Source organism: Streptomyces sp. GL_148, from assembly GCF_057834205.1.
On sequence record NZ_CM174396.1, the window covers coordinates 3,233,014 to 3,248,550 of the forward strand.

General features: G+C 73.3%; 11 protein-coding genes and 2 tRNA genes. 3 read left to right on the forward strand and 10 right to left on the reverse strand.

Annotation, left to right across the window (positions count from 1 at the left end):
• Positions 1-4 precede the first annotated feature (4 nt).
• The gene (locus tag AC3IYI_RS14705) at positions 5-1,171 is read left to right on the forward strand and encodes a serine hydrolase domain-containing protein (protein ID WP_489410607.1); all 1,167 of its coding nucleotides are present in this window, start codon (positions 5-7) and stop codon (positions 1,169-1,171) included.
• Positions 1,172-1,247: 76 nt separating this feature from the next.
• On the opposite strand, the gene AC3IYI_RS14710 is transcribed toward AC3IYI_RS14705, so the two are convergent.
• Positions 1,248-2,939: a glycosyl hydrolase family 18 protein gene (locus tag AC3IYI_RS14710; RefSeq protein WP_489410608.1), complete on the reverse strand. Its 1,692-nt coding sequence runs from the start codon at positions 2,937-2,939 to the stop codon at positions 1,248-1,250.
• Positions 2,940-3,200: 261 nt separating this feature from the next.
• Positions 3,201-4,349 (reverse strand): LLM class flavin-dependent oxidoreductase, encoded by a 1,149-nt coding sequence (locus tag AC3IYI_RS14715; protein ID WP_489410609.1) that lies wholly within the window; start codon positions 4,347-4,349, stop codon positions 3,201-3,203.
• Between the two features lie 239 nt (positions 4,350-4,588).
• On the opposite strand from AC3IYI_RS14715, the gene AC3IYI_RS14720 reads away from it, so the two are divergent.
• Positions 4,589-5,347 carry an IclR family transcriptional regulator gene (locus AC3IYI_RS14720; RefSeq protein ID WP_243337173.1) on the forward strand — a complete coding sequence of 253 codons (759 nt, stop codon included), beginning with the start codon at positions 4,589-4,591 and terminating at the stop codon, positions 5,345-5,347.
• Between the two features lie 87 nt (positions 5,348-5,434).
• Here AC3IYI_RS14720 and AC3IYI_RS14725 read toward each other — a convergent pair.
• The 5 genes from AC3IYI_RS14725 to AC3IYI_RS14745 form a co-directional block, all read right to left on the reverse strand.
• Positions 5,435-5,508: transfer RNA gene (locus AC3IYI_RS14725), tRNA-Lys, on the reverse strand.
• Between the two features lie 98 nt (positions 5,509-5,606).
• Positions 5,607-7,280 (reverse strand): AMP-binding protein, encoded by a 1,674-nt coding sequence (locus AC3IYI_RS14730; RefSeq protein ID WP_489410610.1) that lies wholly within the window; start codon positions 7,278-7,280, stop codon positions 5,607-5,609.
• A 58-nt stretch (positions 7,281-7,338) separates the two neighbouring features.
• Complete coding sequence (locus AC3IYI_RS14735; protein ID WP_489410611.1) at positions 7,339-7,974, reverse strand: lytic polysaccharide monooxygenase auxiliary activity family 9 protein; 636 nt, start codon at positions 7,972-7,974, stop codon at positions 7,339-7,341.
• 256 nt (positions 7,975-8,230) lie between these two features.
• On the reverse strand, positions 8,231-11,365 hold the full coding sequence (locus AC3IYI_RS14740) for an SPFH domain-containing protein (RefSeq protein ID WP_489410612.1): 3,135 nt from the start codon (positions 11,363-11,365) through the stop codon (positions 8,231-8,233).
• Positions 11,362-12,723 (reverse strand): peptidoglycan-binding protein, encoded by a 1,362-nt coding sequence (locus tag AC3IYI_RS14745; protein WP_489411535.1) that lies wholly within the window; start codon positions 12,721-12,723, stop codon positions 11,362-11,364. Before AC3IYI_RS14745 ends, AC3IYI_RS14740 begins: the two co-directional genes overlap by 4 nt.
• 249 nt (positions 12,724-12,972) lie before the next feature.
• Here AC3IYI_RS14745 and AC3IYI_RS14750 point away from each other — a divergent pair.
• Positions 12,973-13,046, forward strand: a tRNA-Lys gene (locus AC3IYI_RS14750).
• Between the two features lie 85 nt (positions 13,047-13,131).
• Here the strand turns inward: AC3IYI_RS14750 and AC3IYI_RS14755 are convergent.
• From AC3IYI_RS14755 to AC3IYI_RS14765, 3 genes are all read right to left on the reverse strand, one after another.
• Entirely contained in the window at positions 13,132-13,794 is a 663-nt protein-coding gene (locus tag AC3IYI_RS14755) for a class F sortase (protein WP_489410613.1), read from the reverse strand.
• A gap of 12 nt (positions 13,795-13,806) precedes the next feature.
• On the reverse strand, positions 13,807-14,478 hold the full coding sequence (locus AC3IYI_RS14760; RefSeq protein WP_489410614.1) for a hypothetical protein: 672 nt from the start codon (positions 14,476-14,478) through the stop codon (positions 13,807-13,809).
• A 92-nt stretch (positions 14,479-14,570) separates the two neighbouring features.
• Positions 14,571-15,350: an HAD-IIA family hydrolase gene (locus AC3IYI_RS14765; RefSeq protein WP_489410615.1), complete on the reverse strand. Its 780-nt coding sequence runs from the start codon at positions 15,348-15,350 to the stop codon at positions 14,571-14,573.
• Positions 15,351-15,537 lie beyond the last annotated feature (187 nt).

Sequence of the window (15,537 nt, forward strand, 5' to 3'; positions counted from 1 at the left end):
GTTGATGATCTCTCGTCGCTTCTGGTTATCAACTGCCGTGCTGGCGCTGACCGTGTCCTCCCTGCCGTCCGTCGCGGCTTCGGCCGCGCCACGCCCCTCCGACACGGCCTGGTCCGTGCAGCGTGACGCCGACGCGCTGCGGGACACCGGGGTCACCGGGGTGGCGGTACGGCTGGATACCCCGCGCGGGACGGTCACGGCCCGCTCCGGGGTGGCGGACATCGCCACTCGCCGCCCGGTTCCGGAGGACGGCCACCTGCGGCTGGGCAGTACCACCAAGACGTTCGTCGCCACCGTCGTGCTGCAACTGGTGGGCGAGAAGCGGATCTCCCTCGACCAGACGGTGGAGGAGCTGCTGCCCGGAGTCGTGTCCGGAGCCGGCAACGACGGCCGGACCATCACGCTCCGAGATCTGCTCCAGCACACCAGCGGCCTGCCCGAGTACATCTCCGACGTCTTCCCCGACCCCAGCGCCCGGACCTACCTGTCCAACCGGTGGCGCGCCTACGCGCCCGAAGAGCTGGTCGCCCTGGCCATGCGCCATGAACCCGCCTTCCCGGCGGGCACCGGCTGGGCGTACTCCAACACGAACTACGTGCTGGCCGGAATGATCATCGAGAAGGTCACGGGCCGCACCTGGGAACAGCAGGTCCACGACCGCATCCTGCGCCCGCTCGGCCTCCGGCAGACCGCAACCCCCGGCACGTGGCCCTTCCTTCCGCGTCCACACACGTCCAACTACCAGCAGTTCACCGCGAACGGCCCCTTGGTCGACACGACGATCCCCTACCGCCCCTTCGACAGCGGGGCCGACGGCTCGATGACCGGCACGGCCCGCGACCTCAACCGCTTCTTCGCCGCACTGGCGGGTGGACGGCTGCTGAAGCCCGCCGAACTCGCCGCCATGCGCGACACCGTGCCGGTGACGCCGGACAGCGGCCACCCGGAAGGCAGCGGGGACGGCCTGGGCCTGTTCTTCACGCCCCTGTCCTGCGGTGGCGGCTACCTCGGGCACGGCGGAAACGGCTTCGGGTACGAGATCCGGGCGGCGACGACCACCGACGGTCTGCGCACCGTCACCGTCTCCGCACACAGCCGCTCCGCGGACCCGCAGACCGCAGCCCGCCAGGAGGAGGCGGTGCGCGACCTCATCGACCACGCCCTTTGCTGACCAGGCAACACAGCAGCCCCCGCACCCTGGGAGAGGGGTGCGGGGGCTGCCGGCGCTCGGCGCGGGGTGGGGGGAATCAGCAGGCGCCGAGGTCCTTCCAGACACCCCATTCACCGGTGGTGCCGGGCACCTCGTTCTGCGTCCACCACTGGGCCTTGTACGTGCGGCCGTTGTACGAGACCTCGCTGCCGCCGGTGTAGACGGTGCCCGCGACGTACGCCGGAGCCGTGCAGCCCGCGGTGGGCGTGGCGGTCGGGGTCGCCGTCGGGGTGGCGGTCGGGGTCGCGGTGGGCGTGGCGGTCGGGGTGACCGGAGGCTGCGTGGTGCCGCCCAGGGAGTCCGAGATCTGGTTCAGCAGGGTCGCGTTGGCGTCCAGGCCGAGCAGGGAGTACATCATCGCGCCGGCCAGGCCGCGCTGCTTGCCGTAGTCGACCCGGGCCTGGATGGACTTCTGGTTCAGGCCGGTGAAGAACTCGCCGTCCTTGAAGAAGTACGAGGCCTTGGCCTGGTCGTCCCAGAAGGTGGTCGCCGGGTTGTCGACGATGCCGCCGAGCTCCTTGTAGAGCGCGATGCCGGCCTGCTGGCTGGTCGGACGGGCGGCGGAGGCCAGGGTGGCGGGCTGGGCGAGACCGTTGGTGGTGCCGGGCTGCACGCCCTTCCAGCCGCGGTAGTAGAACTCGTAGCCCAGGACCAGCTTGTTGGCGGGGAAGCCGCCGGTGATCCCGTAGGCCGCGTTGCCGTCGAGCCAGGAGTCGATGGCGTTCTTGATGCTGTACTTCTCGGTGCCCGGGGCGATCGCGTCGGTCGGGTCGGCCGACGAGGGCAGCAGCGGGGACTGGTGGTACGTCGGACCGTCCGAGTCCCAGGCGCCGTGCATGTCGTACGTCATGATGTTCGCGTAGTCGAGGTACGCGCCGATCTTGTCCGTCTCGATGTACTTGATCTTGTCCTGGCCGGCCGGGAGGGCCGAGGTCAGCAGGTACTTCTTGCCGCCGTTGGCCGCGCCGTGGGCGTCGAGCTGGGTGCGGAACTCCTTGAGCAGGAGCGTGAAGTTCTGCTTGTCCTCGGGGGCGTAGTGGTTGCCGAGGTGGCCGCCCGACGAGCCCGGGTACTCCCAGTCGATGTCGATGCCGTCGAAGATGCCGGCCGCGCTGCCCGCGCCGCCGTAGCCGCCCTCGACGGGCAGGTTGCCCTTGATGTACTGGTCGATGCAGGAGGAGACGAGCTTCTTGCGGGAAGCGTCGGTCTTGGCCGCGTCGCTGAAGTACTTCGAGTAGGTCCAGCCGCCGAGCGAGATGTTGATCTTCAGGTTCGGGTACTTCGCCTTGAGCTGCTTGAACTGGTTGAACACGCCGACGATCGGCTGGTCCCACTTGTCGGCGACGCCGCTGACGCTGTCGGCCGCGCTGAAGGACTTCTGGTAGTCGGCGTACGAGTCGCCCGCACCGTCACCGGCGCTGGGGTTGTTGTCGTCGCCCGCCGCCTTGTTCGCCTCGAAACAGGTGAGGTTGGTGGGGTGGATGTTGCCGAACGAGTAGTTAATGACGTCCAGCTTGCCCGCTATGCCACGGGTATCGAGGTGCTTGGGATAAAACGCGTTCCCGTACACGCTCCACTGGTCGTAGTAAGCGATCTTGACGTTGCCGGCCGACGCGGTGGTCCCGGCCTCGGCGGCCGAGGCGGTGGTGAGTCCCGCGAAGGCGGCCAGCGTCCCGCCGGCCAGCGCGGCCGTGGCGGCGGCCGCGATGAGGGATTTACGGATGTGCATGAACTGCCTCCGGGGAAGTGGGAGGGGAAGGCAAGACTTCAGGTGGGGATAGTGATAGCGATCACTCCGGTCCCGAGTCAATGGTTTGGACCAAAGAAGGACTAGACCAGTCGCCGCCCAGAAGCCCACGTCAGGGGCGTGGGACCACACCAAAAATCGCCCGCCACCCTTGGTGACGAGCGATTTAAGGCTGCCTTCATTCACTCTCCGGCAAGGTTTCGGCAACAAACCAGCCAATCTCCGGATGCCGGCCGATCAAGCTCAGGCGGAGGCCTGCCCGTCCGCGGCCGGCATGCCGTACGCATCCGCGACGAGGGCGTACGAGCGCAACCGGGCCTGCCCGTCGTGGGCGTTGGCGGTCAGCATCAGCTCGTCCGCGCCCGTCAGCTTCGCCAGGTCGTCCAGGCCCGTGGTGACCTCGTCGGGGGTGCCGTGGACCACGCTCGCGAGCCGGTCGTCCACGAACTCCCGCTCCAGCGGCGTGTACGGGTACGCGGCCGCTTCCTCGGGCGTCGGGACCAGTCCGGGGCGCCCGCTGCGCAGCCGGAGCATCGACAGCGCGCCGGTCAGGACCTGCGCGCGGGCCTCCGCGGCCGTGTCGGCGGCGAGGGCCGCGACTCCGATGACGGCGTACGGGGCGTCCAGGACGGCCGAGGGGCGGAACGACTGCCGGTAGAGGTCGAGGGCGGGCAGGGTTCCGGCCGGGGCGAAGTGGTGCGCGTAGGCGAAGGGCAGCCCGAGTCCGCCGGCGAGGCGTGCGCTGAAGCCGGAGGAGCCGAGCAGCCACACCGGCGGCCGCCCGGCGGGGCCCTGCACGGGGCCCGGCACCGCGTGCACGCGGGCGTACGGGTGCCCGTCGGGGAAGTCGTCGTCGAGGAAGCGGATCAGCTCCGCGAGCTGCCGGGGGAACTCGTCCACGGCCTCGTCGCGCCGCCCGGGTCCGCGCAGCGCGGCGGCGGTCTGCCCGTCGGTGCCGGGGGCGCGCCCGAGGCCGAGGTCGATCCGGCCCGGGGCCAGGGCCTCCAGGGTGCCGAACTGCTCGGCGATGGCGAGCGGGGCGTGGTTGGGCAGCATGACCCCGCCGGAGCCGAGCCGGATCCGGGAGGTGTGGGCCGCGAGGTGGGCCAGGATCACCGCCGGGGAGGAGCTGGCGACCCCGGGCATGGAGTGGTGTTCGGCGACCCAGTGACGGTGGTAGCCACGGGACTCGGCGAGCCGGGCTATGGCGACGCTGGTGCGCAGGGAGGCGTGGGCCGTGCTGCCTGCGCCGACGGTGACGAGGTCGAGCACCGAGAGCGGCACCGGCGCCCGGCCGAGTGCCGTCCCGCGGATCCCTCCGCCGCCCGGTCCGCCGTCCGGACGGTCGCCTCCCCGGCGTTCAGCGTCCCCCGCGTCCGCGATGTCACTCATCGTCTCTCCCGCTCCGCTCGTCCGTCCGTCCCGTCCGTACGAAGAACCCGAACCGCGCGGCCGGTCCGGGCATTCCCGGCACTCTCGGACACCGCCCATGACCTAGGCATATGCCAGTGGATTAGATCCAGGCAGCGCGGTGTGATCGAGCCATCAATCTCATCAACAGGCGCTCCACACGGGCCTCTTGATGGCTATCGTGTGAGAGCAAGCGGTAACAACCTGCTAGGGGGAAAACCGTGGCGCTGAAGCCCGAGCCGACCGCGCCGTTCCACTCGGTGCAGTACGCCCTGCGCGTACTCGAAACGGTCGCCCGCCATACCGGCGGCGTGACCGATGTGCAGATCGCGCGTGAGACCGGCCTGCCCGCGGTCCATCTCGCCCCCATGCTCCTCATGCTGCGCCGTGAGGGGTACGTCCTGCAGGTGTCCGACGGCGCCTATGCCATAGGGGACTCCCTCGTCCTCCTGGGCTCCGGCGTCGACCGCCAGCAGGCGTTGCAGGACAAGCTCCAGGACACCCTGGACCGGCTGCGGGACTCCGTCGGCGCCGCGGTCTACATCAGCCGGTACGTGGACGGCGAGGTCCGGATCACGCAGTTCGCGGACAGCCCGCGCACGCCCAAGGTGCACGAGTGGGTCGACTTCCGCTCGGCGGCGCACGCCAGCGCGGTCGGCAAGTGCCTGCTGACCCAGCTCGACCTCGACGGCCGGCGCGACCACCTGTCCCGGCACAAGATCGCCCGGCTGACGTCGAAGACCATCGTGAACGAGCGGATCCTCTTCTCGAAGCTGGACAGCCAGCCGGCCACGGTGCCCACGCTCGACCTGCAGGAGTACGCCGTCGGCACGGTCTGCGCCGCCGTCCCGATCACGGCGGGAGCCTCGGTCGGCTGCCTGGCCCTGTCCCTGCCCGTGGAGCACGCCCACCGGCTGCGGGCCGCGGCCGACGTGCTGAACCGCAAGGCCGCGCCGCTGCTGCTCTCGCTCACCCTCTGACGGGGGGGGTGGGCGGCCCGACCCCGGACGGGCCCGGAAAACACTTCGGGCGGTTCCCGGTGAACCGGAAACCGCCCGACGGACAGGTGCGCCGCCAGGGACTCGAACCCCGGACCCGCTGATTAAGAGTCAGCTGCTCTAACCAACTGAGCTAGCGGCGCCTGCTGACAGAGAAAATACTACCTGCTCCTCCGGAGTGCTCAAAACCGCTTCCGGATCCGCACGCGGCGCCCCCTCGGCGGCCCGGTCGGCGCCCCGGTCAGCGGCCCAGCAGGTCGGCCCGCCCCTGGGCCTCGTAGGCGGCCAGGAGCCCCGCGAGATCCTCCGCTTCCAGCCGCCGGTACGCGTCCTCGCCCGGCGGCCGCCACCAGACCGGGTCGGTGGTGCGGAAGGCCGCGCCGCGCAGGGAGACCCGGTGGACCTTGTTGGTCGCCGTGGTCGGCATGGCGTCGACGATGCGCACGTACCGCGGGGCCATCTTCGTGCCGAGGTCGGGCTGGGCGGCGAGGAAGGCCGCGAACCCCTGCGGGGAGAAGGCGGCCCCCTCGCGCAGGGCCACGGCGGCCATGACCTGGTCGCCCGCCACTTCGTCCGGTACGGCGTAGACGGCCACCGCGGCCGCCCGGGTCCAGCGGGCCAGGATGTTCTCGATCACCGCGGCGGCCAGGTTCTCGCTGTCCACGCGCAGCCGGTCGTCGGTGCGGCCGGCGAAGTAGAGGAAGCCCTCGGGGTCGCGGAAGAAGAGGTCCCCGGTCCAGTACCAGCCGTCGCGGGTGCGGGCGGCCTCCGCGTCGGGGTTGCGCCAGTAGCCCTCGAAGAGGTTCCTGCCCTTGTTGACCAGCTCGCCGATGGCTTCGGCGCCGTTGAGGAGCCGGCCCCGCGGGTCGAGCACGGCCGGCGGGCACGCGCGGCCCGTCTCCGGGTCGATGACGGCCAGGTCGTCGCCCGCGCCCGCGCGGCCGAGGGCGCCCGGCGGGGTGTCGGGGGTGCGCTGGACGGAGGCGCCGCCCTCGGTGGCCCCGTAGCCCTCGACGAGGCGGACCCCGAAGCGCTCGGCGAAGCGCGCCGCGTCGACCGCACCCGCCTCGGTGCCGAAGCCGAGGCGCAGGGTGTGCGCGCGGTCGTCGGGGCGGGGCGGGGTGGCGAGGAGGTACTGCACGGCCCGGCCCACGTAGCTGAAGTACGTCGCCTCGTAGGCCCGTACGTCGTCCAGGAACGCGGAGGCCGAGAAGCGGCGGCGCAGGGCCACGGCGGCCCCGCCCGCGAGGGCGGGGAGCCAGTCGGCGATGACGGCGTTGCCGTGGAAGAGGGGCATGCAGATGTAGTGGACGTCGTCCGGGGTGACCGAAAAGTGACGTGCGAGCGAAGAGCCGGCGCCGGCCAGACGGCCCTGGGTGCAGATGGCGGCCTTGGGGGCGCCGGTGGAGCCGGAGGTGAAGTAGAGGAGCAGCCGGGAGGCCGGGGCCGGGCCGGGGCCGAGCGTCGCGTCGCCGGGCTTCGCGCCGGCGTACGGGGCGAGCAGGGCCTCGTACTCCTCCGTGTCCGTGACGAGGAGGCGCACGCCGGGCAGGTCGAGGCCGCGCAGGAGCGGCAGGTGGGTCCGCTCGGTCACCAGGATCCGGCAGTCGGTGTGCAGGATGTCGCGGGCCAGTTCGGGACCGCGCCGGGTGGGGTTGATCCCGGCGACGGCGGCCCCGGCGAGGGCCGCCGCGCCGAGCCAGAAGGGGAACTCGGGGGTGTTGTCGAGCAGCACCCCGATGTGCGGCTCCGCCCCCGGCGGCAGCAGGTCGACGAGGAGCGCGGCGCGCGCCGCGGCCTCCCGGGCGGTCCGGTGGTGACTGAGGACGCCGTCGGCGTACTTCAGACCGGGCCGGTGGTCGCCCCATTGGCTCGCGATGAGCTCCGCGACGGTTTCGGGTGTCGTCGTCCGCATGCCGCCGGAGAATAGCTGACGTTCCGTCAGAAATGAACGCCGCGGTGGGCCGCAGCCGTCAGAACTGGACGTCGGAGCAGGAGTAGAAGGCCATCGGGGTGTCGTTGACGGTCCACACGGCGAGGATCAGGTGCCGGCCGGTCTTGCCGCTCGGCATGGCGCCCTGGTGGACGGTGGTCATGGCGGGGCGGGCGCCGTTGTAGGCGACCGTGAGGAAGGGCTGCGGGTCGAGGGCGGCGCGGGTGAGGGGCTTGGTGGGGTCCCAGCCGTTCTTGGTGACGTAGTACCGGAAGTCGGTGGTGGAGTGGTTCGCGGTGAACTGCCAGCGGAAGCCGTAGCTCTGACCGCTGGTCACCGGGGTGGCCGGCCAGGCGCCGCCGCGCGGGTCGTCGAGCTGGGCGAACTCCGTGTGGTTGCCGGCGCATATGCGGCCGTCGGCGGGACCGGCGGCGGGGAACCCCTTGAGACCCTCGACGCTCTGGGGCTCCCACTGGATGGGGCCGCAGTCGGAGACGGTCCTGTTGGCGCAGAGCTTCTGGCGGCTGATCGGGGTGTCGGTGTACCCGTGGCCGCTGGCCGTGGGGGCCGTGACGAGCGCGAGTGCGGCGACGACGCCGAGGCCGACGGTGGTGGCGGTGGCCGTGGCGGCGGCCCGCTTGGTTCCGGTGGTTCTGGGCATGCGGAAGGAACGCATGATGCTGTTGCTCCTTGAACGTGGGGGGATGTCCGGAGAGCGCGTGCGCACGCGTGGGGATGGGCCGTACCGGTGTCGGCGGTACGGCCCGTTCGCGAGTTCTGGTTTTAGGTCTAGACCAAGTTCCACAGTATTGACGGGAGTTGGCCATGTCCAGACCAACGGAAGAACGGGTGGTCCGGACCATCCGGATTCCACCCGTTCTCCCGTCGGCCCGGCGTCGGCGGGCCATCGGCCCGGCATCGGCCGGTGGGGGCTACTCGGCGCGGCCCGTGTAGAACGCCACGGTCAGGTCCTTCACCAGGGTCTTGCGCTCGTAGTCGTCGAGCTCGACGAGCCCGCGCGAGGTGAGGCGGTGGACGGTGTCGTCCACCGCGTCGACCACCGAGGTCAGCACGGTGTCCCGGTGCTTGGCGTCGATCGCCGCGACCCGGCGCCGGCGCATGGCGTCCGCGACCTCGGGGGCGTACTCGATCCGGGTGGGCTGCGCCGAGAACACCTCCACACCGACCGCCTCGGTCTCGGCCGCCAGCATCCGGGTCAGCGCGTCGCCGACGGCCTCGGCGTCGCGCAGGGTCGGGGCGGCCTCGTGGAAGGCGTCGGCGGGAAGCTGGGACAGGACCCGGGCCATCGCCGATTCGACCTGCTCGGCGAGGTAGTCGACGTGGTCTTCCACGGCCAGGGTCGCGCGGGCGGTGTCCTTGACCTGCCAGACCACCTGGACGACGACCTGGAGGGCGAGCCCGCCGGAGTCCACGGCGGGCATCGGGTCGCTGCGCCAGTGCCGCAGCCGGACGTCGACCCGGCGGCGCAGCAGCAGGGGGCTGATCCAGGTCAGGCCGGAGCGGCGGACGGTGCCGCGGTAGCGGCCGAAGAGGGTGAGCACCCAGGCGTGGCCGGCCCGGCCGCGGCCCAGCCCGCCGAGGGCGAGGAGGGCGACGATCCCGAGGAAGGCTAGCGGCGGCCAGAAGCGCGCCTGCAGTCCCCGGTAGGGGCGGGGCTCCGCGCCGAACGCCAGCGCGAGGGAGTCGGGGACGGCCCCTGCCCGCCAGAGCACGACCGCGCAGCCGGCGAGTGCGATCCCGCCGACGGCCACCGCGATCCAGCCGGGCAGCACCGGGCCGCGGTGCTCGTGGAGCCGGTCGTCGCCACGGGGCACGCGGCGGCCGGGGGCGGACCGGGGGGCGGTGGCCTTCGGCGACTTCGGGGTCGGCGTCGGCTGCTCGGGCTCGGGCTGGGGCTCGGGCTGGGGCTCGGGCTGGGGCTGGGGCTGGGCGGCGCCGCGGAACGGCAGGTGCACCGGCACCTCGGTCACCGCGACCCCGCGCACCGCAGTGACCAGGGGCAGGTCCTGCGTATCGTCCTCCGCGATCCGCGCCACGGCCCGCGCGACGACCTCGGCGACCTCGGCGGCCTCGGGCCCGGGCACGGCGCCGCCGCCGCTGGTCGCGGGCTGCGGGGCGGTGGCGGCCTCGCCGTCCGTGGCCTCGCCGTCCGCGGCCTCCCGTCCGGGTCCGCCGTCGCCGACGGGGCCGTCACCGACGGGGCCGTTGCCGAGGGAGCCACCGTCACCGGCGCCGCCCGGGGCGGGCACGGACCACGTCACCTCCCGCCCGCCGGTCGGGTCGGCCGGATCGGCGTCTTCGGGCTCGGGCAGGTCCAGTACGGGGTACCGATCCACGTACTCGGCCTCCGGGGCGGGGCCCGGGACCGCGTGCTGCGGAGCGCGGCCCTGCTCGGCGGACGAGCCGCCCTGTCCCGGCAGGTCCCAGGCGGCGGGCGGACCCGCGTGCCGTGGAGCGTGGTCCGCTGCCGCGTACGGGCCCTCGCCCGACGGGGTCCGCACCACGGCGGCGAGGGAGGCAGCCGGGGGCCAGGCCTCGTCCTGCGGGTGCGGGCGGGCGGATTCGGTGTCGGGGTTCCGCAGCCGGGCCTGGGCCGCACCGGCGTGGGTCGCCTCGTCCAGGGGATGCGGGATGTCCACCCCCGGCTCGGCCTGGGCCCGCGCCGCCGGTACGTCGCTGCGCGCGGCCTCGCCCGCCCGTCCGGCGGGCCCGTGCGGGGCGACGGCCGTGGGCTGCGCCGCCGCACCCACGGCGACGAGCCCGCCCGTGTCCGGGTGGGCCCCTGCCGGAGTCGGCCGGGGGGCGGCCCCGTCGTGCGCGGGCCCGGTCGACGGCTCGGCCGCCAGGGCCCAGCCGGTGGGCGCGGCCCACTCGGTAGCCGCCGCCGCGGGCACGGAGGCTGCGGCAGGCCCCGCGCCGGAAGCCATGGCCACGGAGGCCCCGGCCCGCCCCGAAGGGACCGGCACGGGCGCGGCCTGCGCGGGCGCAGCCTGCGCGGATGCGGCCCGGTCGTGCTCGGCCGCCCTGCGCGAGCCCCGCTCGGTGCCGCCCTCGGCCGCCGCCCACCCTGCGCCAGCCGTCACGGCTGCGGCCGGGGCGGGCACGACCCTGTCAGGCGCGGCCCCGTCAAGCGAGGCTGGCAGGTGTGCGCCCAGCTCGGCGCCGACCTCGGCCGGGACCCGCCCTGCCTCGTCCGGCATGGGCGCGGCCTGCGCAGATGCAGCCCGGTCGTGCCCGGCCGCCCTGCGCGAGCCCCACTGGGCACCGGCCTCGGCCGCCGCCCACCCTGCGCCAGCCGTCACGGCTGCGGCCTGGGCGGGCGCGGCCGGCAGGTCCGAGCCCCGCTCGGCGCCGACCTCGGCCGGTGCCCGCCCTGCCGCGTCCGGCATGGGCGCGGACTCCGCGGATGCAGCCCGGTTGTGCCCGGCCGCCCTGCGCGAGCCCCGCTCGGCGCCGACCTCGGCCGGCTCCCGCCTTGCGGCGGCCGGTACGGACGTGGCCCGGTCGTGCTCGGCCGGCATGTCTGAGCCCCGTTCGGCGTCAGCGGCGGCCGGGACCCGCCCGGCGGTGTTCGGCACGGCTGCGACCGGTGCGGGCGTGGCCGGGTCAGGCGTGGCCGACAGGTGCGAGCCCCGCTCGGTACCCGCGTCGGCCGCCGCCCACCCTGCGGCAGCCGGCACGGACGTGGTTCCGGGCGCGCCCGAGAAGTGCGAGCCCCGGTCGGTACGGGACCCGGCACCTGCCCACCCGGCCTCGGTCGGCGCGGCCTCGGCCTCGGCCGGAACAACCCACCGGGGCGCGGCAGCTGCCGGTGCGGCGCCGGCCGACGTGGCCCCGGCCGACACGGCACCGCCTGCTGCGGCCCCGGCCGACACGGCACCGCCCGGTGCGGCGGCCTCGGGCTGGAACGGCGTGGAGCGTGCCGGTTCGGCCGGGGCGGGGGTGGCGGGAGGCGGGGGCGTCGCTCGGGGGGTCGGGTGCGGGGGGATCTCGAAGGTGCCTGTGGTCGATGTCGTGCGCGTGGGGTACATCGTTGCCTCCGTCATGCGAACAGCCGGCGCCAGGTTTCCGGGCCCGGGTAGCCGTTGGCCTCGGCGCCGCGCCAGCCCTGGGCTCGCTGGAACGCCTCGACGTTGCGGCGGTCGGCCTCGCCCCAGCGGGGGCCCGGTCCGGCCGTGTAGTACTTGCCGAAGCCCTTCTTCACCAGCTGGCGGCCAAGGGCGGTGATGGACGGGTGGGACGCGCCCGGCCGGAAGACGGACGCCCCGGGGAAGGCGGGCTTGCCCGCCGGGCCCGGTGCGCCGTCCGTGAGCGGCGGGATGTCCTTGCCCTGGTGGCGGGCGAGCAGCCGCCAGGTCTGCGCGCCCGGGACGCCGTCGGCGTCCGCGCCCGTCCAGCCCTGGGCGCGCTGGAAGGCCTCGGTCGCCTGCCGGTCGGCGTCGGACCACTTCGTGCTGACGCCCTTCGGGTAGAAGCGCAGCCCGCCGCGGTCGGACAGCATCCGGCCGAGCTGCGCGACGTGGGCGTTGTCCTTGCCCGGCCCGAATTTCGACGTACCGGGGAAGGTGGCCGAGACGGCCGGCGTGCCGCCCGGCGCGGGCGGCTCGCCCGTGACCGGGGGCTCGGGAACGACTCCGCCCGCCACCCCGTTGAACCGGTACGGGATGTACTTCACCGCGTTGTTCCAGTAGCCGTACGGCGTGGCCAGCTTCCGCGTCGTGGGCCGCGTCTGCTCGTAGGCGACGTAGTGCGTGCGCGTCTCGTCCCCCCACCCGCCGAAGAGGACGACGTGCGAGCCCTTGTTGGGGTCGGCCGGGTTGTGGAAGAGCAGCATGTCTCCGGGGAGCAGCTCCTCCTTCGTGATCCGGGTCGCGAACTTGTCGAGGCTGCCGGTCCACTCGTTCGTGCCGAGGTTCCAGGCCATCGAGACGAAGCCGGAGCAGTCCTGCCGGTACCCGTCCGACCAGTACTCGGACATGCTGTACGGGACCTGCGCGTCCAGCCACAGCTTCGCCCGGTTGATGATCGTCGCCCGGTCGGTCCGCTTCACCGCGGAGGGCGCTCCCGGCAGCCCGGCCGGCTTGGCCGGCGTGCCCTTCGCTCCCTTCGCTCCCTTCGGCCCGTGCAGCGGGGCCCGGCCGCCCTGCGGGGAGCCGGGGTCGTCCAGGGCCACCCGGCCGCCGGGGCCCGGCGCGGCCGTGGCCACGGCCGCTCCCCCGCCGCCGAGGACCACCCCCGCAGCCGTGGCCAGGACCAGCGCCCGGCGGGCTCCGCGCGCGGCAGGGTGTCCGCCGTCGCGCAGCGGTATGGCCCGAGCGCGCGCGAGCGTGCGACGACGCTGGGCGCAGCCTCGGCACGGGCAGTCGCCGGCGGGTTCGTACTCCTCGAAGGAGGGCAGCGGCATCGGCGGCATCGCCTCGGCCGTCGGCTTCACTTCGTACACATGCGTCGGAGGCTGCATCGTCATGCGGTTCCGTCCACTCCCCTGCTCGTCACTGGTCGGCCCGGGACCGCATCTGGCGGGGCATCAGATCCGGCACGGCCCAGACATATCGTGCACGACATAACCCCTAAACATGGGTTAATCGGACAGAACGCGCGCGGCTTGTCACGAGCACCTGCAGCGGTGCGGTAGAGTTTTCCCTGTCACCAAGCGCCGCTAGCTCAGTTGGTTAGAGCAGCTGACTCTTAATCAGCGGGTCCGGGGTTCGAGTCCCTGGCGGCGCACAGACGCAAAGAAGCCCCTCGCAGTGAGAACTGCGAGGGGCTTCTTCGTGTGCGCCCGGCGCGGGCAGCAGGGTGCGGGGTGCGTTCAGACCGCCGTTCCGGGGCGGACTCCGACGCCCGTCAGGTACGCCGACACGACCACGTTCGCCGAGTACTGCTTGGCCGCCTTGTCGTAGCTGCCGCCGCAGGTCACCAGCCGCAGTTCGGCCCGGCCGCGGACCTTGGGGCCGTAGACCTTGGCGGGATCGAAGTCCGCGCGCTCGTGGACCCGTACGTCCTCGATCGTGAACTCCGCCACCGAGCCGTCGGCCCGCAGCACGCGCACCTTGTCGCCCTTCTTCGCCGAGCTCAGGCCGTAGAACACCGCGGGCTTGGACCGCGTGTCCACGTGCCCGACCAGCAGCGCGGTCCCGGCCGCGCCGGGCTGGGCGCCGCCGCGCCACCAGCCGACCGTGCCCGGGTTCTCGTACGGGGGCGCTTCGATCGCCCCCTGCGCGTCGAGGTCCCGGACCATCACCGGGGCCTGGACGCCCAGGGACGGTACGTCCACCCGCGCGGGCGCGGCCGGCCCCAGCGGGGTGTGCGCCGCGGGCATGCCCGGGGCGGCCGGTCCACCGGCCTGGCCGGGCGGGGGTATCGCGACGCCGGTGATCTCGCGGCCCCACAGCCACAGGCCGAGGACCAGCACCGACCAGGCGGCGAAGGTCAGCAGCCGGGAGCCGCCGGAGCTCCTCGGCTCGCCGCTCACCCGATCACCCGGTCACTCGCCGCTGCGGCGGCGGCGTAGGGCCAGCGCCCGGCCGGCGACCGCGAGAGTGGCTGCGGCGGCGAGCACCGCGCCGATCACCGTGTGCGGCAGGCCCGGGCCGTCGCCCGCGCCGCTCTTCTTCGCCGCCGCGGCGAGCTGCGCGGAATCGGCGGTCTTGGCGGCCTTGGCGGCCTCGGCCGCGCCCGCCGCCTTCGACTTCGCGGCGATCTCCTCGGACATGCCGCCGCCGCCCGCGTGGACCGGCCAGACGGGGGTGTGGTGGGGGTTGGGGCGGTGTTCCCGGCGGCGCTCGATCTCGATCGTGCCCCACTCGCGTTCGCCGCCGCGGCCGCCGCACTTGATCTTGATGTCGTGGCGGCCGGGCTCGGCCCAGGACCGGATCATCGCGTCGCCCCACAGGGTGCGGCGGTCGTCGCGGCCGGTGGAGAGACGGACCTCGGAGACGAAGACGACGGACGAGGCGACGGCCCAGTCGTCCTCACAGCCACGGACGCGCAGTTTGACCTGCGCCCCCGGTTCCGCCGGATTGGGGTCGGCCGAGACGCTGCCGCGGTCACGGTTCCGGTCCTCCTCCGCGAAGGCGAAGGGGGCGGTCACGGCGGACAGGGCCGTCAGGGCGACGGCCACCCCGGTGACACGGAGAGCGAGCACATCACTGCGCATGGTGAACCTCCTCAACAAGGAGATTCACGCGCGGCGCGCCGCTCCGCATCCGGAGCGGCGCCCTCTTGGCCCGTACGTGTCAGCCGTACGCGCTAAACCAGATCGACCAGATCAGCGATGGAGTCGAACGTGTGGGTCGGGCGGTACGGGAACTTCTCGGTGTCCTCGACCGACGTCAGACCGGTCAGCACGAGGAAGGTCTGCATGCCCGCCTCCAGCCCGGCGAGGATGTCGGTGTCCATCCGGTCGCCGATCATCGCGCTGCTGTGGGAGTGCGCGCCGATGGCGTTCAGGCCGGTCCGCATCATCAGCGGGTTGGGCTTGCCGGCGAAGTACGGCTGCTTGCCGGTCGCCTTGGTGATCAGTGCGGCGACGGCGCCGGTGGCCGGCAGCGGGCCTTCGGCGGAGGGGCCGGTCTCGTCCGGGTTGGTGCAGATGAAGCGGGCGCCCGCGTTGATCAGGCGGACCGCCTTGGTCATGGCCTCAAAGCTGTACGTCCGGGTCTCGCCCAGGACCACGTAGTCCGGCTCGTGGTCCGTCAGGATGTAGCCGATGTCGTGCAGGGCGGTGGTCAGGCCGGCCTCGCCGATGACGTACGCGGTGCCGCCGGGGCGCTGGTCGTCGAGGAACTTCGCGGTGGCCAGGGCCGAGGTCCAGATGTTCTCCACCGGCACTTCCAGACCCATCCGGCTCAGGCGGGCCTGAAGGTCGCGCGGGGTGTAGATGGAGTTGTTGGTCAGCACCAGGAAGGGCTTGCCGGACTCGCGCAGCCGGTTGATGAAGGCGTCGGCGCCGGGGATCGGGATGCCCTCGTGGACGAGGACCCCGTCCATGTCGGTGAGCCAGGATTCGATCGGCTTGCGCTCTGCCACTGGACTGTTCTCCGCTCTCGGTGGCGTCTGACGTCTGTGACGTCTGCGACGTCCGCGACCTCTGGTCTCTACCACCTTATCCGGGCCGGACCGTGGACGCGTGGGGCGTCCACGGCCCGGACCGTACGGCGGAACGGGTCGCCGCGAAGGCCCGTCGGGGCCCCGCACCAAAGGTCCCGTACCCGCC